Raw genomic sequence first — 17,555 nt, 5'->3', positions numbered from 1 at the left:
GGTCATCCTTCGCGTCCTCGGCCGCGGGCCAGCGCCAGGCGGGACGGCTTCGGCAGTTCCAGTGGGAGGACCCGGACCGGGGGCCGCGGTGGCGGATCGCCCGGAACGGTGTGATGGGGGCGGCGTGCTGCCGGGAGGGTGGCCCGCCCGGCGCCGCTGACCGGGGCCGGAACGCGGGCCGGCGGCGGCTGGCGAGGGCGTGGTGACACCATCTGACAGGCGGCCATCGCCGCCCCGGTGGCGGCGGTCAACTGTGCGTCCGGCTCCACCTCGACGGGCACCGGGAGGGCCGCGCCGATCAGCTCGGTCACGAGCGGCACCCGGGTGGAGCCGCCGGCCAGCAGGACGCCGTCGAGCTGCGCCGGAGTCAGGTCGGCACTACGCACGGCCCGGAGCAGGAGGTCGACGGTGGCCTGCACCGTCGGGCGGATCATGGCCTCGAACTGTGCCCGGGTCACCGGCACCCGTGCCGGGCCGCTCGGCAGGGTCAGCACCACGTCGGCCGTGAGGTCGACGGTCAGCACCCGCTTGACCCGGTCACACTCCGCGCGCAGCCCGCGCAGCGCGGCCTGGGCCCCGCGACGTCCGGTCGCGGCCAACTCCCGGGCCAGCACGGTACGAGCATGCTCGGCCAGCGCCTCGTCGAAGTCGGCGCCACCGATCGAGTCGAGACCCTGCGGGGTGCCGAACGTCTCGTACGTGCCGCGCGGGGTGCGGCGCACCAGGGCCGCCTCGAAGCTGTTGCCCCCCAGGGCGTAGACCACGGCCGTGCTGCCCGCGAACCCGCGAGCGGCGTGGCTCTCGGCGACGGTGACCGTGCGGGGCAGCAACGTCACGTGCCGTAGGCCGAGGTTCGACAGTGCCCGGTGCAGCACCTCCCGCCGGTAGGGGCGCCACCCCGCCGGGTGGCTGAGCACTATCGCCTCGGCCGCCCCGCCCTCCAGGGCTTGGACCCGCTCCACCACCCAGGCTGCCAGCTCGGCGGTCAGCGTCTGCGGCGCGCACGGCTCGCCGCCGAGCAGCACCGGCACGTCGTCGCCGATCCGGTGGACGAAGTCCCGGGTGGTGCGGCTGCCGTCGTCGGTCACGGGCTCGCCGACGCGCAGCGAACCGTCCTCGGCCAGGCAGAGCACCGAGGGCATGAGGGGTGAGCCGGCGCTCAGTGGGACGGCCTCGGGACGGGTCCAGGTCGCGCCGCGTCGCCGTGCGACGGCGGCGGCTGTGTTGCTGCTTCCGATGTCTATCCCCAGGACGTACGGCATCGTCTCTGTCTCTCCCCGTGAGTCGGCCGGTCGGTGGCGATGGCGTCGGCTGCCCGACGACCCACCCCCGGCGAACCCCGCGGGCTCCTACGTTCGTACCAGAGATCAGTCCCTGGTCGGGACCCTAATCTCGCCGGGACGGTTTCCCCCTGTCCCCCTAACGTACGAGGTGGGGGAGCCCCTAGTTCAACCGGCCCGGATGCGGGCTCAGCCCCGATGCCCGGGGGCGGGCCCCGGCAATAACGTCGTCACTGTCGACGTACGACACCCCGCCAAAGCCACATCCGAGGAGAACCGGCACATGGACTCGCAGCAGACGCTCCACGACTTCGTGCTCGACCTACTGACGAACCCGGACGCGCGGTCGGCCTTCGACCTCGACCCCGAGGGTGCGTTGCGGGGCGCCGGGCTCACCGACATCACCGCTGCGGACGTGCAGGACGTCGTACCGCTGGTCGTCGACTACGCGCCGGGTGCGGGCCTCGCGCCGTTGGCCTCTCCGGTCGGGCAGCTCGGGCTGGACCCGCTGCTCACCGACACCACCGACGTGGTGGGTCAGTTGCAGAGCGTGGCGCAGCAGATCAGCGTCACCAGCTCGCCCAGTGGCGTGGACGTCAAGGCCGGCGTGCTCGGCGCCATCGCTGTCGACCCGTCGACCGCCGCCGCCGGGGTCACCGTGCTGCCGGGCATCGGTCTGGGTGTCGGCCCGTACGGCCTCGACACCGACCTGGCCGGTGTCTCCGACGTGGCGCACACCCTCGACGCCGACGTGGTGCAGCCGGTGGACGCCATCGCGGACCCGGTGCTCGGGGACGTCACCGGCACCGTCGGCGACCCGAGCGGTCTGCTCGGCGCAACTGACCCGAATCTGATCGGCGGCGACCTGACCGGTGGTGTCCTCTCCGGCACCCACGGTCAGCTCGGCGGGGTCGTCAGCTCCCTCGGTGTCGACGACACCCTCGGCGGGCTGGGCCTCGGGCACGGCGACGGTGTCGTCGGCGGCATGGTCCCGCCGCTCGACGTGCCGTCGACGGTGGGCGGCGTGACGCACCAGGTGGACAGCCTCCTCCCCGGTGTCACCGACACGGTCGGTGACGTGACCGGTGGGGTCACCGATGGTGTGCTCGGCGGCGACTCGCACGCCTCGTCCGATCACGGGCTGCTGGGTATCACCGGCGGTCTGCTCTGACCCGGATTTCCGGTCGGAGCGGAGGGCCGGATCGCCTCGGGCGATCCGGCCCTTCCCGGTTCCACATCCGGTCCCTCTTGATAATTAAGCCGAAATCCGCACACTTGGTGCGGTGATGGCCGGGATCTGGTTGGACGTGCTGGACGAGATCGCCCGCACGTGCACTGCACACGGTCGCGGTGACCTACTCCAGACGGTGCGGCAGAAGCGCGCGCAACTGCTGGACCCGACGCTGCGTGTCCTGGTCATCGGTGAGCCGAACCAGGGCAAGAGTCAGCTGATCAACGCGATCATCAACGCTCCGGCCTGCCCGGTCGGCGACGGTCGGACGACAGTCCTGCCGACCGTGGTGCAGCACGCCGAGGCCCCCACCGCGGCGGTGGCGCAGGCGCCGCCACCAGCGCCGGGGCATCCCACCGGCGCCGCGGCCGCGGTGACCGTCGAGCGGACCCCGGTGGCGCTCAACCAGGTCGCGGCGGGCGTGGCTGGCCTGGTCGGGCGTCGGCCAGGCGGCGGCCCGGCGTACGTCGAGATCGGACTGCCCCGTGCCCTGCTCGGTGCCGGCCTGGTGCTGGTGGACACTCCTGGCACCGACGAGGTCGCCGGCATCGGCGCCGCCACTTCGGTCGCCGCGCCCGCCCGCGCGGACACCGTGCTGCTGGTCTCCGACTCCACTCGGGAGTTGTCGGTCGCCGAGCTGAACATGCTGCTGCACATCATGCGTTCACATCCGAACGTGGTGGTGGTGCAGAGCAAGACCGATCTGGTGGCGGACTGGCGTACGGTCGCCGAGCGCAACCGGCAGCACCTGGCCGAGGCGGGGATTCCGGCGACGCTGATCCCGGTCTCGGCGGCGCTGCGACTGCGCGCCGCCGCGGCCGACGACCGCGGGCTCAACGCCGAGTCGGGTTTCCCCGCGCTGATCGCCCGCCTGCAACGCGACCTGTCCGGCAAGGCCGACCACCTGGCCCGGGCGGCGGTGCAGACGGTGGCCCGGACGGTGGTGGAGCAGTTGGCCGCGCCGCTGCGCGCCGAGTTGGCGACCCAGGAGGAAGAGGAGCAGTCCGGGCCGATCTCCCGGCTGCACGCGGCGCAGCGCGAGGTCGACGAGCTGCGCCGGTGTTCCACCCGGTGGCAGAACACGCTGACCGACGAGATCACCGACCTGCTCGCCGACCTCGAGTACGACCTGCGCGACCGGACCCGGCAGATCCTGCGCGCGGTGGACGAGGCCTTCGACACCGCCGATCCGTTGGTCGCCTGGGACACCTTCCAGGACTGGCTGGAGCGGAGCCTGGTGGAGGCGGCGGAGGCGAACCACGAGTGGCTGATCCAGCGCTGTGACTGGATCGCCCGGCGGGTGGCCGCCAACTTCGACCGGTACGGCTACGACGTGCTGCCGCCCTGGTCGATGACGATGCCGGACGACATCGGCGAGCGACTGCCCGAGCTGCAACGGCCGACGATCGACCGGTTCACCACCGGCCAGAAGTTGTTCACCGGGATGAAGGGCTCGTACGGCGGCATGCTGATGTTCGGTCTGGCGACCACCCTGGCCGGCATGCCGATGATCAATCCGGTCTCGGTCGGCATCGGGGCGCTCTTCGGCGGCAAGAGCATCCGCGACGAGAGCAAGCAGTTGCTCCGTCGCCGCCAGGCGACGGTCAAGACGGCCATCCAGCGGCATGTCGACGACTTCTTCGTCCGGATCATCCGAGACTGCCGCGACGCCGCCCGGCAGGTGCAGCGGATGCTGCGGGACCACTTCACGGGGCTGACCGAGGAGCTCCAGGAGGCCATCGTGCAGTCGTTCCGCAGCGCGAAGCAGGAGGCCGACACCGATGCCTCCCTGCGCGAGCAGCGGCAGCGCGAGATCAGGTTGAAGATGACCCGGCTGGCGGCGGTGTACGAGCAGGCCCAGCAGTTGACCGGCGCCCGCTCCGCCCCGCTGCTGCTGGAGCCGCAGGCATGACGGTGGGGGTGCGCCTGGACGAGGCGGCGTGGGGGTTGCTGCACCAGGCCATCGAGCTGTATCAGGACAATCCCCGGGCCGTCACTGAGCTTCGGCAACAGGTGGCCCGGTTGGAGCAGCCGCTGCGGATCGCCATCGTCGGCCCGTGGCGATCGGGCAAGTCGACGGTGCTCAACGCGTTGATGGGCGAGGAGGTCGCGCCGGTCGAGCGGGCGGACAGGGCCTTCACCTGGTACGAGGACGGGGCCGCGCCGCGCGCCACCGCCTACCCGGTCGGGCAGCCACCGCAGGAGTTGGCAGTGGTGAAGTCGGCGACCGGGCTGCGGGTGGATCTGGGCTGGGGTGCGGGGGAGGTGCGGGACATCGTGGTGCGGTGGCCGACGCGGGCGCTGCGGCAGATCACGCTGATCGACACCCCGGCGGTCACCGGCGGCGCCGAGCAGGGCCGGGCGCCGGTGTTGGAGCGGGTGCTGCGCGACTCGGACGCGGTGTTGTACCTGACCCGCGACGGTCGCGACAGCGATCTGCGGGTGCTGGAGTCCGCAAGGGACAGTGCTGTCGGGCAGTCCGCTCCGGTCAACGTGATCATGGTGTTGTCCCGCGCCGACGAGACCGGTGGCGGTCGGATCGACGGTCTGCTCACGGCCCGCCAGCTCGCTCGCCGGCACTACCGCGATCCGAGGGTGAACGCGCTCAGCGTCAACGTCGTGGCGTGCAGCGGCATGATCGGCCTGGCCGGCCGGATGCTCGGTGAGTCGGATTTCGCCGCGCTCGCGACCCTGGCCCAGGTGCCCCGGGCGGAGCTGGACGCCCACCTCATCTCCGCCGACCGCTTCCTCCGTGGCGAGCTGCCGGTACGGCTGGACACCGAGGTGCGCGCCGCGTTGCTGGGCCGGTTCGGGGTCTTCGGTGTCCGGCTGGCGGCCACGCTGGTGCGCAGCGGATTCGACAGCCGGGTGAAGCTCTCCGCCGAGTTGATTCGGCGTAGCGGTCTTACCGAGCTGCGCGAGTCGGTGACGCGGTGTTTCATCGATCGCCGGGACGCGCTGAAGGCGCGCTCCGCGTTGGCCGCGGTGGAGGCGCTGCTGCGGGCCGAGCCCACCCGGGGCTCCGCCGAGCTGGTCGGCGCGGTGGAGCAGATCCTCGCCGGCGCGCACGAGTTCCGGGAGCTGCGCCTGCTGGTGGCGTTGCGGAACACCCGGCTGGGGTTCGACGCGGAGCTGGCCGCCGAGGCGCAGCGGCTGGTTGGCGGCGACGGGGTGGGCCTCGCGGCACGGCTCGGCGTCGAGCATGAGGCCGACGTGCGGCAGCTCTGGGAGGTCGCCTCCGACGCGCAGTGGCGGTGGCGGGACCGGGCGGAGGATCCGCTGCTCCCGCTGGCGCAGCGGCGCGGCGCTCAGGTCGTCGTCCGCAGTTGCGAGGGGATGATCGCCGAGCTGGCCGCGGGCGGGCGCTGAGCGTCCGATCGCGGTTTCGCGGCGGTGGTGGCCGTCTTTCGAGGTGGGAGGCACCCGGCATTCGCCAAAACCGGAAGTGTTGGTTAGCCTAACCTAACTTTCGGGCCGGATGGCTCGCTTCTCTTCGAAAGATCGGGAACTTCACCATGCACTCATGGCGTCCGGTTCTGGCCGTCGCGGCGCTGAGCGCCGTGCTCGGCGGGCTCACCGGTTGTGGCAACGACACGGCCAACGGTGACACCGCCGCCGCTGCCACCGCTTCCGGGCCCTGGTCTTTCAACGACGGCTCGGGCAAGGTCGTCAAGGCGGACAAGACACCGACGCGGATCATCGCGCACGCAGGCGAGGCCGCAGCGCTCATGTCCTTCGGCATCAAGCCGGTCGGCGTCTACGCCGACGAGTCGGTCAAGACCGACCCCAACCTGAAGAGCCTCGACCTCACCGGGATCGAGATCCTCGGCGAGGAGTGGGGCAAGATCGACGTGGAGAAGGCCGCGGCCCTGCGTCCCGACCTGATCGTCGGCGACTGGTGGCCGGCCGAGAAGGCGCACAGCGGCATGGAGGAGGGCGTCGACGAGAAGAGCAAGAAGCTCGCCGAGCTGGCCCCCATCGTCGGCGTCACGCAGGGCAAGTCGATCGTCGCGCTGGCCGAGGGGTACGAGGATCTCGCCGAGAGCCTCGGCGCCGACGTGGCCAGCCCGCAGATCGCGGCGAACAAGAAGCGCTTCGAGGACGCGGTGACCGCGTTCAAGGCGGCCACCTCGGCCAAGCCGGACCTGACTGTCGCGGCGATGTCGCCCTCGACCGAGAAGGTCTACGTCGCGAACCCCGAGTACGCGCCCGAGCTGCTGGACCTGCAGAGCTGGGGTCTGAAGGTGATCAACCCGGCCAGCCCGGACCCGGCCTTCCCGTACTGGGAGAACCTCAGCTGGGAAAACGCCGACAAGTACCAGCCGGACCTGATCCTGTGGGATGGCCGATCCTTCACGCCGACCGCCAACGCCGAGTGGAGCACGAAGCAGCCGACCTGGTCCAAGATCAAGGCGGCCAAGGTCGGTGCCACCGTCTCCTGGCCGGCGTTCTGGCTGCACACCTACGGGGACTTCGCGACCGAGCTGGACAAGCTGACCCAGGCGGTCAAGGCCGCTGATCCGAATGTCGGCAACTAACCAGATCGGGACGCGCACCTCGACGGGAGGCGTGCGGCGAGCCTCTGCCCTCGGGCCGGGGCTCGCCGTCCTCTGCGCGGTCCTCGCCCTCGTCGGCTTCCTGAGCGTGACCATGGGCTCGCGTTCGATCGGGCTCTCCGAGGTGCTGCACGCCCTGTTCAGCCTCGACAGCGACGGGCCGATCAGCAGCACCGTCACGCTGGAGATGCGCGTACCCCGCACTCTGCTCGGCATCCTGGTCGGCGCGGCGCTCGGGGTGGCCGGGGCGATCCTTCAGGGCGTCACCCGCAACCCGCTGGCGGACGCGGGGATCCTGGGCATCAACTCCGGCGCCGCCGCATTCGTGGTCTTCGCCATCACCGTGCTCGGTGTGCGCGGCGTCGGTGTCTACGTCTGGTTCGCCTTCGCGGGCGCGATCGCGGCGCTGGCCCTGGTGTACGCGATCGCCTCGCTCGGCCGGGAGGGCGCCACCCCGGTGAAGCTGGCCCTGGCGGGCGCGGCGGTCACCGCCGGCCTGACCTCGGTGACCAGCGGGATCGTGATGACGAACGTGGACGCCCTCAACGAGCTGCGGTTCTGGCAGGTGGGTTCACTCGCCGGCCGGTACACCCCGATCCTGACCGGGGTCGCGCCGTTCCTGCTGATCGGCCTCGCCGCGTCGCTGGGCTTCGGTCGGGCCATCAACGGTCTCGCGCTCGGCGAGGACGTCGCGCGTGGCCTCGGCCAGAACGTGACCCGTACCCGCGCGGCCGCCTTCGCCGTGGTCGCGATCCTCGCCGGCGCCGCCACCGCGGCCTGTGGACCGATCGTCTTCGTCGGGCTCGTCGTACCGCACCTGGCACGGTTCATCTGCGGCCCCGACTACCGCTGGATCCTGCCGTACTCGATGCTGCTGGCACCCATCGTCCTGCTCCTCGCCGACGTGCTCGGCCGGGTGGCCGCCGCGCCCGACGAGGTTCAGGTCGGCGTGATCCTCGGGCTGATCGGCGCGCCCGCGTTCATCGCGATCGTGCGCTACGGCCGGCTGTCGGAGGTGTGAGCATGGTGACGACAACGACAACGACAACGAGCGAGCGCCGCTCTGCTCCGTCCGGTACGGCAGCGGCGCTGCGCGCCAACCGCAGGCGTCGAGCCGGCCGGTCCGTCGTGGTGACCTGCGCCCTGGCCGCGACGGTCACCGCCCTGTTCGTACTCACCATGATGGTGGGCAGCTTCCGCATCGGCGCGGGCGAGGTCATCGCCTCGGTCCTGCACCTGTCCGACAATCCCAGCGTCGACTTCGTCGTCCGTGGCCTGCGGCTGCCGACCGCGGCCGCCGCCCTGACTGTCGGGCTCGCCCTCGGCGCGTCCGGCACGATCTTCCAACAGTTGCTGCGCAACCCCCTCGCGTCCCCGGACTTCATCGGGATCACCTCGGGGGCAGGGCTGGCTGCCGTCACCGGGATCGTGCTCCTGCAGGCCGGTGGGCTCGTCGTCAGCGGTCTCGCCCTCGGTGGCGCGGTCGCCGCCGCCCTGGCGATGTACCTGCTGGCCTGGCGCGACGGCGTCAGCGGCTACCGCTTCATCCTCATCGGCATCGGGGTGGCGGTCTTCTTCGAGGGCCTGATCGGCTACGTGCTCAGCCGGGCGCAGCTCTTCGAGGCCCGCCAGGCCATGCACTGGTTGATCGGGTCGGTCGGGCAGGCCAGCACCACGGAGCTGTGGGTGCTCACCGGCGCCCTGGTCGTCCTGCTGCCGGTCGCCACGTTGCTGCAACGGCCACTGAGCGCCCTCGCGCTCGGTGACGACGCCGCCCGGATGCTGGGCGTCCGGGCCGAGCTCAGCCGGGCCGGGCTGCTCGGCACCGCCGTCGTGCTGGTGGCCCTGGCGGTGTCGGTGGCGGGCCCGATCGCCTTCGTCGCCCTGGTGGCCGGGCCGATCGCCAACCGGCTCCTCGGCCCCGCGGCCCAGGGCGTCCTGCCCGCCGCCCTGGTCGGTGCCGCGCTGCTGCTCACCGCCGACCTCGTCGCCGTGCACCTGCTGCCCACACCGTTGCCCACCGGCGTGGTGACGGGTGCGGTCGGCGCGCCCTACCTGCTGTGGCTGCTGGCCACCACCAATCGACAAGGAGCGGGTGGATGACCCGACTACGCGCCGAGGGCCTCACCCTCGGCTACGACGACCGGACCATCGTCGACCACCTCGACGTCGCCGTGCTCGACGGCAAGGTCACCGCGATCGTCGGCGCCAACGCCTGCGGCAAGTCCACCCTGCTCCGCGGCCTGGCCCGACTGCTGACACCGCGCGACGGCGCCGTTCTTCTCGACGACAAGCCCCTCGCCGACCTGCGCAACGTCGACGTGGCAAAGGTGCTCGGGCTGCTCCCGCAGACTCCCGTCGCGCCCGACGGCATCACCGTCGCCGACCTCGTCGCCCGTGGTCGCTACCCCCACCAGGGGTGGTTTCGACGGTGGAGCAACGACGACCACGACGCCGTCGCCCGGGCCCTCGACGCCACCGGCACCGCGGATCTGATCGACCGTCCGATCCGGGAGCTGTCCGGTGGCCAACGCCAGCGGGTCTGGGTCGCCATGGCCCTGGCCCAGGACACCGACCTGCTGCTGCTCGACGAACCCACCACCTACCTGGACATCAACCACCAGGTCGAGTTGCTGCGGCTGCTGCGGAAACTGAACGCGGAGTCGGGCAAGACCATCGTCATCGTCATGCACGATCTCAACCTCGCCTGCCGCTACTGCGACCACCTCATCGCGATGTCCGGCGGTGCGATCGTCGCCGAGGGAGCGCCGGTGGACGTGGTCACCGGCGACCTCGTCGAGCAGGTATTCGGTCTCAGCTGCCTCGTCGTACCCGACCCGATCGCCGGCACGCCGATGGTCGTCCCCGCGTAGCCGGCCTCTGACGCGGATGAGGGACGGCCGCCACGGCCGTCCCTCATCCGCGTCGCGCCGGTATCAGCGCGGCTCGTACGTCTGACAGTCCGCGATGTCCTGACCCGGACCCACCCGGATGGACGGCGCGTGGCACTCCAGCTCGGCGTTGTGCTGGCAGTCGTCCCGCTTGCAGGCGCCGACCTGGGCGATGACGCGGTCCAGCCCGCCCTTCGCCGAGGTGTCGATGAACGTGGCGCAGCTGGCGTTCTGTTGCCCGATGGTGATGGCGAACGCGTGGCAGCCGTCGTGGTTGTAGCCGCAGTCGGTGACAGTGCACTCGTGTACCCGCGGCATCTCCAGCATGTCGGTCATGGCGATCTCGCTTCCGTCGGTGGTGCCGGGTCACCTTCATACCCGGCCTCGACGGGACAACTCCCTATCAGCCGCCCCTTTTAGGGGTATTTGCGTAGGCCAGCCTTGCCTAACCGCGGGCGAGGGCGGCGGTCGTCAGCGGGCGTGTCGGGCTCGGCAGCCGCCCGAGTGCCGAAGCAGTGCCTCGATCTGCGCGCCGAGTTCGGCCGGATGCCGCAGTGGCGTCCGGAAGTTCAGCCGGACGTCCCGGTCACCAGTGCTCAGCTCCAACCGGAGTACGACACCGTGGCGGTCCAGGCGTACCGGCCGGACCTGGCGAACACCCTGAAGGTGGCGGGCGGGTATCAGCCGGCTCAACCCCTCGACGGTGCGTGGGTGGTGGTGGTCGAGGTGGCACAACAGATCGGCCTCGACGGCGGCCAGCGGGTCGGGTTGGGCGGCCGCGAAGTCGTCCGCGTCGACGCAGGTGATGCGACCGTCGACGGTCAGTTCAGCGGTGGCGAGGTCGAGGACCGTCACCAGCTCCTGATCGATCCCGGTCGTGTCGGTCTCGGTCACCAACCAACCGGTGAGCGTGGCGCGCCCGCGCACCCGGTCGCGTACCGGGGTGGGCGCCAGGTCGGTCACCTCGACCATCGCGACGGTCTCCCGCTGGTGCGCGAGGTGTTCGGCCAGGTGGCAGCCGGCCGGTAGGTCGACCCGCAGCCGACCGTCGCTCGTCACGACGTGCCGTCCGACGACGTACGCCTCGACGCCCGGGATGTGCAGGGTGAGGGAGTCGGCGGCGACGATCATCGATCGGATTCGGACACCCGCGTCGTCCGTGGAGTCCGCCGTGCTGGTCGAGGGCTTGCTCAAGGCGATCATCTCCTACTAGGTTAGGTTAGCCTTACCTTACTTGAGAGGTGACTGATGAATCAGACCCGTCCCAAGGTCAAGCGCTCCCGTGCCCTCGGCATCGCGTTGACCCCGAAGTGCGTGCGCTACTTCGAACGCCGCCCGTTCCCGCCGGGGCAGCACGGCCGGGCCCGACGCACCACCAGCGACTACAAGGTCCGGCTGCTGGAGAAGCAGCGGCTCAAGGCGCAGTACGACCTGCACGAGGGGCAGCTCCGGCGCGCGTTCGACCGGGCCGTACGTCGGCCCGGCAAGACCGGTGAGGAGCTGATCGTCGAGCTGGAGAGTCGGCTGGACGCGCTGGTACTGCGAGCGGGTTTCGCCCGCACCATCTACCAGGCCCGCCAGGTCGTCACGCATCAGCACGTCACGGTGAACGGCCGTCGCGTGGACCGGCCGTCCGCGCGGCTGCAACCCGGTGACGTCATCGAGGTGGCGGAGCGCAGTCGGGGCAAGGCGCCGTTCGTCGTCGCGGCGGCCGGGGCGCACGCCCCGGAACGTCTCGCCCCCTACCTTGAGGTCAGCCTGCCCGGCCTGACCGCTCGGCTGATCCGGCTCCCGCTCCGCTCGGAGGTCCCGGTGGTCTGCGACGAGCAACTCGTCGTCGAGTACTACTCACGCTGACCGACGGTTGGAAGGGCCCCGAGTGCAGGCACCTGCGCCGGGGCCCTCCGCAGGTGGATCGTGGCCCGAAAACCGTTATCCGATCTCACTCCGCACGGTCGCCGTTGACCTGCGGAGATAACGCTCTCACGGATGGTGGGAGAGTGCTTGACGCGCCCGTGATCCGGACGCAACGATGCATTTACATGTCTCGTCCCACCACCGCCAGGCGTGATCGGCGCACGCCGTCCCTCGCACCGCGAAAGGACCCCACTGTGCGCAGATCCCTGAGATCGTGGCTCGGCCTCGCGCTGAGCGCGATCCTCGTGGCGGGCGGCATCGTCGCCTCGCCACCCACGGCCAGCGCCGCACCGTTCACCGTGCTGGTCTTCAGCAAGACCGCCGGGTTCCGGCACGGATCCATCACCCCGGGCATCGCCGCGATCCAGCAGCTCGGTGCGGCAAACGGCTTCACCGTCGAGGCCACCGAGGACGCCGCGCAGTTCACCGGCGCCAACCTGGACCGGTTCGCCGCGGTGATCTGGCTCTCCACCACCGGCGACGTGCTCAACGCCGCCCAGCAGGCCGCGTTCGAGCGCTACATCACCGGCGGCGGTGGGTACGTGGGCGTGCACTCCGCCTCGGACACCGAGTACGACTGGCCCTGGTACGGGGGACTGGTCGGGGCGTACTTCGCCTCGCACCCGGCCGAGCAGAACGTCACAGTGAAGGTCGCCGACCAGGTGCACCCGTCCACCGCGACGCTCCCGCAGCGGTGGAGCCGGTTCGACGAGCTGTACAACTACCGCACCAACCCCCGCGGCAACGCGCACGTGCTCGCCACCCTGGACGAGAGCACCTACACCGGGGGGAGCATGGGCGCCGACCACCCGATCTCCTGGTGCCAGAACTACTCCGGCGGCCGAGCCTGGTACACCGGCCTGGGGCACACCGACGCGTCGTACACCGAGGCGAACTTCCGTCAGCACCTGCTCGGCGGCATCCGGACGGCCGCCGGCGCGGTCGACGCCGACTGTGGCCCCACCGTCACCAGCAGCTTCCAGCAGGTGGAGCTGGCCAAGGGTGCGGCCGAGACCGGTGAGCCGATGAGCCTCACCGTCCTACCGGACCGGGGCGTGCTGCACACCTCCCGCAACGGCGTGATCCGGCACACCGACGCGGCCGGCAACACCAAGATCGCCGCCACCCTGCCGGTCTACACCGGCGACGAGGAGGGTTTGCAGGGCATCAAGGCCGACCCGAACTTCGCCACCAACCGCTGGGTGTACGCGTACTTCGCCCCACCACTGAGCACCCCCGGCGGCGGTGCGCCGGCCACCGGCACCCCGGCCGAATTCGCCGTCTGGGAGGGCGTCAACCGGCTGGCCCGGTTCACAGTGAACGCGGACAACACCATCAACCTGGCCAGTGAGACGTTGATCCTCAACGTGCCGACCAGCCGGGGCATGTGCTGCCACGTCGGCGGTGACATGGACTTCGACGCGGCCGGCAACCTCTACCTGTCCACCGGTGACGACACCAACCCGTTCGACTCGGCCGGCTTCACCCCGATCGACGAGCGGGCCGGGCGTAACCCGGCCTTCGACGCGCAGCGCACCTCGGCGAACAGCAACGACCTGCGCGGCAAGGTCCTCCGGATCAAGCCCAGCGCGGCCGGCGGCTACACCATCCCGGCCGGCAACATGTTCGCCCCGGGCACCGCGCGGACCCGCCCGGAGGTCTACGCGATGGGGTTCCGCAACCCGTTCCGGATGAGCGTGGACAAGGCCACCGGCATCGTCTACCTCGGTGACTACGGCCCCGATGCGGGCACCGCCGACCCGAACCGGGGGCCGGCGGGCAACGTCGAGTTCGCCCGCATCGACCGGCCCGGCTTCTACGGCTGGCCGTACTGCACCGCCCGCAACGACGCCTACAACGACTACACCTTCCCGTCCGGGCCGTCCGGGGCGAAGTTCAACTGCGCGGGTGGGCCGGTGAACAACTCGCCCAACAACACCGGCATCACCCAGCTGCCGCCGGCCATCTCGGCCTGGTTGCCGTACGGCGGCTCCGGCTCGCCGCCGGAGTTCACCGGCGGTGGCCTCTCGCCGATGGGCGGGCCGGTCTACCGGTACGACCCGAACAACACCTCGCCCGTGGCGTTCCCCGAGTACTACGACGGGACCTACTTCGCCGGTGAGTTCGGTCGCCGCTGGATCAAGAACATCAAGCTCGACGCGTCCGGCCAACCACTGAAGATCAACCCATTCCCGTGGACCGGCACCCAGGTCATGGACATGGAGTTCGGCCCGGACGGCGCGCTCTACGTGCTCGACTACGGCACCGGCTGGTTCAACGGCGACGCCAACTCGGCGCTCTACCGCATCGAGTACGCCCGCGAGGGCCGAGCACCCGTCGCCAAGGTCTCCGCCACCCCGACCAGTGGCACCGCGCCGCTGACGGTGGCCTTCTCCTCGGCCGGCACCCTCGACCCGGACGGCGACCCGTTCACCTACGCCTGGGACTTCGACAACAACGGCACCACCGACTCGACAGCGGCGAACCCGAGCTTCACGTACACCACCAACGGGACCCGCAGCCCGACGCTGACGGTCCGGGACACCACCGGCAAGACGGCCACCGCGAGCGTGGTCGTCACGGTCGGCAACAGCGCCCCGGTGGTCACCGTCAACACCCCGTTGAACGGGCAGACCTTCAACTTCGGGGACGCGGTGCCGTTCTCCGTCACCGTCACCGACGCCCAGGACGGCGCGATCAACTGCGCCCGGGTCAAGGTGAACTACGTCCTCGGCCACGACTCGCACGGCCACCAGCTCGGCAGCGTGCAGGGCTGCACGGGGGTCATCCAGACCTCGGCCGACGGCGAGCACGACACGGCGGCGAACATCTTCGGCATCATCGACGCCGAGTACACCGACCTGGGTGGGGGCGGCCAGCCGGCGCTGACCACGCACACCCAGGCGGTGCTGCAACCTCGGGTACGCCAGGCCGAGCACTTCGGTGACTCGTCCGGCATCCAGATCGTCGCCGGGGCGGCGGGGCACGGCGGCGCGGCGGTCGGCTACGTCGACAACAACGACTGGATCTCGTTCCGCCCGTACAACCTGACCGGCGTCCAGTCGTTCAGTGCCCGGGTCGGCGCCCCGGCCGGCGGTGGCGGCACGTTGGAGTTGCGGGTCGACTCGCCAACCGGGCAACTGGTCGGTTCGGCCACCGTCGTGCCCACCGGCGGGTACGCCAACTTCGCCACTGTCACCGGTGGGGTCACCGCCCCGACCGGCACCCGAACCCTGTTCCTGGTCTTCAAGGGCACCGGCCCGTACTTCGACATCGACGAGTTCACCCTCTCCACCAGCCCCGGTGGTCCCGGGCCGGATCCCGACCCGGACCCGGACCCGGATCCCGAGCCGGGTGCCAACCTGGCCCGGGGCAAGCCGGCGCGCGCGTCCAGCTTCGAGGGCGGGTTCGGCGCGGCCAACGCGTTCGACGGCGTGGCCGGTACCCGGTGGGGCAGCGCCTTCGGTGACCCACAGTGGATCGACGTGGACCTCGGCGCCACGTACGCCATCAACCGGGTCAAGCTGACCTGGGAGGCGGCGTACGGCAGCGGATACCAGATCCAGACCTCGCCGGACGGGGTCAACTTCACCACGATCCGTACGGTGACCGGTGGCGACGGCGGGGTGGACGACCTGACCGGGCTCAGCGGGTCCGGCCGGTACATCCGACTGCTCGGCACCACCCGGGGAACCGCCTGGGGCTACTCGCTGTTCGAGTTCGAGGTGTACGGCGGCACCGGAAGCCCGACCGGCGGCAACCTGCTGCTGAACAAGCCCACGTCGACGTCCAGCAACGAGGGGGCCGACGTGTCCGGCGCCCAGGCGGTCGACGGCAGCCTCACCACCCGCTGGTCGAGCACGTTCTCCGACCCGCAGTGGATTCGGGTGGACCTCGGCAGCGCCACCGCGATCGGCCGGGTCAAGCTGAGCTGGGAGGCGGCTTACAGCAGCGCGTACCAGATCCAGACCTCAAGTGACGGCACCACCTGGACCACAGTGAAGACGGTGACCGGGGCCGACGGTGGCGTGGACGAGCACACCGCCCTCGGTGCCAACGGCCGCTACCTGCGGATCTACGGCACGGCCCGGGGCACCGGGTATGGCCACTCGCTCTGGGAGTTGGAGGCGTACTCCAGCTGAACCACCACCGACGACGTGGCCGGCACGGTGATCCGTGCCGGCCACGTCCGTCGCTGTGCTCCCGCTGTCCTTGCATATACCGTCTGTCGGTATATGCTTCCTGGCATGACTGAGGCTCCGCTGCGGGAACCGACGTTCCTGGTGCTCACCGCGCTGGCGGAGGCGCCCATGCATGGGTACGCCGTCATCGAGGACGTGCTGCGCATCTCCGACGGCCGGGTGCGCCTGCGCGCCGGCACCCTCTACGCCGTCCTCGACCGGCTCCGCGCCGACGGTCTCATCGAGGTCGAGCGCGAAGAGGTGGTGCAGTCCCGGCTGCGCCGCTACTACCGCCTCACCGCCCTGGGCGCGCGGCGGCTCACCGAAGAGGCGTCCCGCCTGCGACACAACGCGGACGCCGCTCGGGTGCGGCTGCGCCGCAGCGGCCTACTGACCGACGGGGGTGCGGCGTGAGCAGCGACGGTCTGGAACGCCGCTACCGACGGCTGCTGGCCGTCTATCCGTGGGAACACCGTCGGGTGTACGAGGACGAGATGCTGGCCGTGCTCCTCGCCGGCGCGCGGCCGGGCCAGCGGCGACCCGGCGCCGCCGACGTGCGGAATCTGGTCGGCGCCGGGTTGCGGGCGCGGCTTCGGGTGGGCGCACGGGGGTTCACCGAGCCGAGCTGGGCGGACGCGGCAACGGTGACCGGCCTGCTGGTCGCGGCCGTCCTACTGGCCCTCGCCAGCAGGGCGCTGCTCGACCAGCTCGTCCGTGCGCCGAGCCTGCCACCAGGGTTCGCGCCGAGCGGCCCGGATCTCGTCGACTGGCTGCGCGTCGCCGGCTGGGCGGGCGTCTGCGCTGCGGTGCTGCTCGGGTGGCGTTGGCTCGCCGCCGCTCTGGCCTGGGCTGGCGTGCTCGGCTGGGGTGCGCTCGTCGCCCCGCAGACGAATGAGAACCCGACGTACGTGGTGGACACGTTGCCGCAGTTCGCCCTCGCCGTGGTGGCTGCCGCCGCGCTCACAGTGCCGGCGCCGCGTCGCCGGGCGATCGCGCTGCTGGGCGTACGCCGACTGCTGGCGCTGGTGCTCGCGCCGGCCGCGATGGTCGCGCTCCTGGTGACGAACCGGGTGACCAGTCCCACGTTCGACTTCGTCGGTGAGGTGTCCTTCCAGGTCTTCTATGGCCTTGAGGCGAGCAGTGGGCTGGTTCTCTGGCTCTACGTCGCGGGCCTGGCGGTCGCCGCGTCGGCCATGGTGATCACGGTTGCCACGCTCACTCCGGAGGTGCGCCGACGGATCGTCGTCATGCTCCTGCCGGTGGCAGCCCTCGACCTCCTGATCGACAGCGCCCTCGCCGGTTGGGCCACCTCGACCATGCACATGGGACACACCATCCCCCTGGTGCCAACGCAGTGGGCGATGCTGGTGCTGGTCGCGCCGGTGACCTTCCTGGCTGGGGCGCTGCTCGTGCGGCGTCGAGAGGAGACCCTGCGCATGGTTGCCCTCGGCCGGAACGCAGACCGCGAGCAGCCAATGGGTCAGTGAAGCGCGGACTGC

The 17,555-nt window shown here is 71.0% G+C and carries 14 protein-coding genes; 11 read left to right on the top strand and 3 right to left on the bottom strand.

Annotated elements, in window-relative coordinates:
* Positions 1-2 precede the first annotated feature (2 nt).
* Positions 3-1,262: an Hsp70 family protein gene (locus ACQRWP_RS14100; RefSeq protein ID WP_430502680.1), complete on the bottom strand. Its 1,260-nt coding sequence runs from the start codon at positions 1,260-1,262 to the stop codon at positions 3-5.
* Positions 1,263-1,563: 301 nt separating this feature from the next.
* Between ACQRWP_RS14100 and ACQRWP_RS14095 the strand changes: the two genes are divergently transcribed.
* From ACQRWP_RS14095 to ACQRWP_RS14065, 7 genes are all read left to right on the top strand, one after another.
* The gene (locus ACQRWP_RS14095) at positions 1,564-2,451 is read left to right on the top strand and encodes an IniB N-terminal domain-containing protein (protein WP_238676810.1); all 888 of its coding nucleotides are present in this window, start codon (positions 1,564-1,566) and stop codon (positions 2,449-2,451) included.
* Between the two features lie 115 nt (positions 2,452-2,566).
* Entirely contained in the window at positions 2,567-4,423 is a 1,857-nt protein-coding gene (locus ACQRWP_RS14090; RefSeq protein ID WP_430503200.1) for a dynamin family protein, read from the top strand.
* Complete coding sequence (locus ACQRWP_RS14085; RefSeq protein WP_430502679.1) at positions 4,420-5,880, top strand: hypothetical protein; 1,461 nt, start codon at positions 4,420-4,422, stop codon at positions 5,878-5,880. Before ACQRWP_RS14090 ends, ACQRWP_RS14085 begins: the two co-directional genes overlap by 4 nt.
* Positions 5,881-6,026: 146 nt before the next feature.
* Positions 6,027-7,049, top strand: coding sequence for an ABC transporter substrate-binding protein (locus ACQRWP_RS14080; RefSeq protein ID WP_430502678.1), 1,023 nt, complete (start codon positions 6,027-6,029; stop codon positions 7,047-7,049).
* A gap of 31 nt (positions 7,050-7,080) precedes the next feature.
* On the top strand, positions 7,081-8,088 hold the full coding sequence (locus ACQRWP_RS14075; RefSeq protein WP_430502677.1) for a FecCD family ABC transporter permease: 1,008 nt from the start codon (positions 7,081-7,083) through the stop codon (positions 8,086-8,088).
* A gap of 2 nt (positions 8,089-8,090) precedes the next feature.
* Complete coding sequence (locus ACQRWP_RS14070; RefSeq protein WP_430502676.1) at positions 8,091-9,170, top strand: FecCD family ABC transporter permease; 1,080 nt, start codon at positions 8,091-8,093, stop codon at positions 9,168-9,170.
* Positions 9,167-9,940, top strand: a complete 774-nt coding sequence (locus tag ACQRWP_RS14065; protein ID WP_430502675.1) for an ABC transporter ATP-binding protein — start codon at positions 9,167-9,169, stop codon at positions 9,938-9,940. The genes ACQRWP_RS14070 and ACQRWP_RS14065 overlap by 4 nt, the downstream gene beginning before the upstream one ends.
* Before the next feature lie 63 nt (positions 9,941-10,003).
* Here ACQRWP_RS14065 and ACQRWP_RS14060 read toward each other — a convergent pair whose 3' ends face one another.
* Positions 10,004-10,294: a DUF1540 domain-containing protein gene (locus ACQRWP_RS14060; protein ID WP_112678265.1), complete on the bottom strand. Its 291-nt coding sequence runs from the start codon at positions 10,292-10,294 to the stop codon at positions 10,004-10,006.
* A gap of 135 nt (positions 10,295-10,429) precedes the next feature.
* On the bottom strand, positions 10,430-11,161 hold the full coding sequence (locus ACQRWP_RS14055) for a DUF2470 domain-containing protein (RefSeq protein ID WP_430502674.1): 732 nt from the start codon (positions 11,159-11,161) through the stop codon (positions 10,430-10,432).
* Positions 11,162-11,206: 45 nt separating this feature from the next.
* Between ACQRWP_RS14055 and rpsD the strand changes: the two genes are divergently transcribed.
* The 4 genes from rpsD to ACQRWP_RS14035 all read left to right on the top strand — a co-directional run bounded on the left by rpsD (position 11,207) and on the right by ACQRWP_RS14035 (position 17,543).
* Positions 11,207-11,815, top strand: a complete 609-nt coding sequence (gene rpsD / locus ACQRWP_RS14050; protein ID WP_430502673.1) for a 30S ribosomal protein S4 — start codon at positions 11,207-11,209, stop codon at positions 11,813-11,815.
* A 254-nt stretch (positions 11,816-12,069) separates the two neighbouring features.
* Positions 12,070-16,017, top strand: a complete 3,948-nt coding sequence (locus ACQRWP_RS14045) for a ThuA domain-containing protein (protein WP_430502672.1) — start codon at positions 12,070-12,072, stop codon at positions 16,015-16,017.
* Between the two features lie 105 nt (positions 16,018-16,122).
* Complete coding sequence (locus tag ACQRWP_RS14040; RefSeq protein ID WP_430502671.1) at positions 16,123-16,470, top strand: PadR family transcriptional regulator; 348 nt, start codon at positions 16,123-16,125, stop codon at positions 16,468-16,470.
* Entirely contained in the window at positions 16,467-17,543 is a 1,077-nt protein-coding gene (locus tag ACQRWP_RS14035) for a hypothetical protein (protein WP_430502670.1), read from the top strand. Before ACQRWP_RS14040 ends, ACQRWP_RS14035 begins: the two co-directional genes overlap by 4 nt.
* The last annotated feature ends 12 nt before the right edge of the window (positions 17,544-17,555 follow it).

The sequence above is a fragment of the Micromonospora trifolii genome, from assembly GCF_050516465.1.
Taxonomy (GTDB): domain Bacteria; phylum Actinomycetota; class Actinomycetes; order Mycobacteriales; family Micromonosporaceae; genus Micromonospora; species Micromonospora trifolii.
Note: the sequence above shows the minus strand (reverse complement) of the source record. Positions and strands in the feature narration are given on the sequence as shown.

What these genes read in the sequence shown, in the direction of transcription:
- ACQRWP_RS14085 (WP_430502679.1), top strand. Translation starts at nt 4,420, where the DNA reads ATGACGGTGGGGGTGCGCCTGGACGAGGCGGCGTGGGGGTTGCTGCAC.
- ACQRWP_RS14100 (WP_430502680.1), bottom strand. Translation starts at nt 1,262, where the DNA reads ATGCCGTACGTCCTGGGGATAGACATCGGAAGCAGCAACACAGCCGCC.
- ACQRWP_RS14040 (WP_430502671.1), top strand. Translation starts at nt 16,123, where the DNA reads ATGACTGAGGCTCCGCTGCGGGAACCGACGTTCCTGGTGCTCACCGCG.
- ACQRWP_RS14055 (WP_430502674.1), bottom strand. Translation starts at nt 11,161, where the DNA reads ATGATCGCCTTGAGCAAGCCCTCGACCAGCACGGCGGACTCCACGGAC.
- rpsD (WP_430502673.1), top strand. Translation starts at nt 11,207, where the DNA reads ATGAATCAGACCCGTCCCAAGGTCAAGCGCTCCCGTGCCCTCGGCATC.
- ACQRWP_RS14080 (WP_430502678.1), top strand. Translation starts at nt 6,027, where the DNA reads ATGCACTCATGGCGTCCGGTTCTGGCCGTCGCGGCGCTGAGCGCCGTG.
- ACQRWP_RS14065 (WP_430502675.1), top strand. Translation starts at nt 9,167, where the DNA reads ATGACCCGACTACGCGCCGAGGGCCTCACCCTCGGCTACGACGACCGG.
- ACQRWP_RS14070 (WP_430502676.1), top strand. Translation starts at nt 8,091, where the DNA reads ATGGTGACGACAACGACAACGACAACGAGCGAGCGCCGCTCTGCTCCG.
- ACQRWP_RS14060 (WP_112678265.1), bottom strand. Translation starts at nt 10,294, where the DNA reads ATGACCGACATGCTGGAGATGCCGCGGGTACACGAGTGCACTGTCACC.
- ACQRWP_RS14095 (WP_238676810.1), top strand. Translation starts at nt 1,564, where the DNA reads ATGGACTCGCAGCAGACGCTCCACGACTTCGTGCTCGACCTACTGACG.
- ACQRWP_RS14090 (WP_430503200.1), top strand. Translation starts at nt 2,567, where the DNA reads ATGGCCGGGATCTGGTTGGACGTGCTGGACGAGATCGCCCGCACGTGC.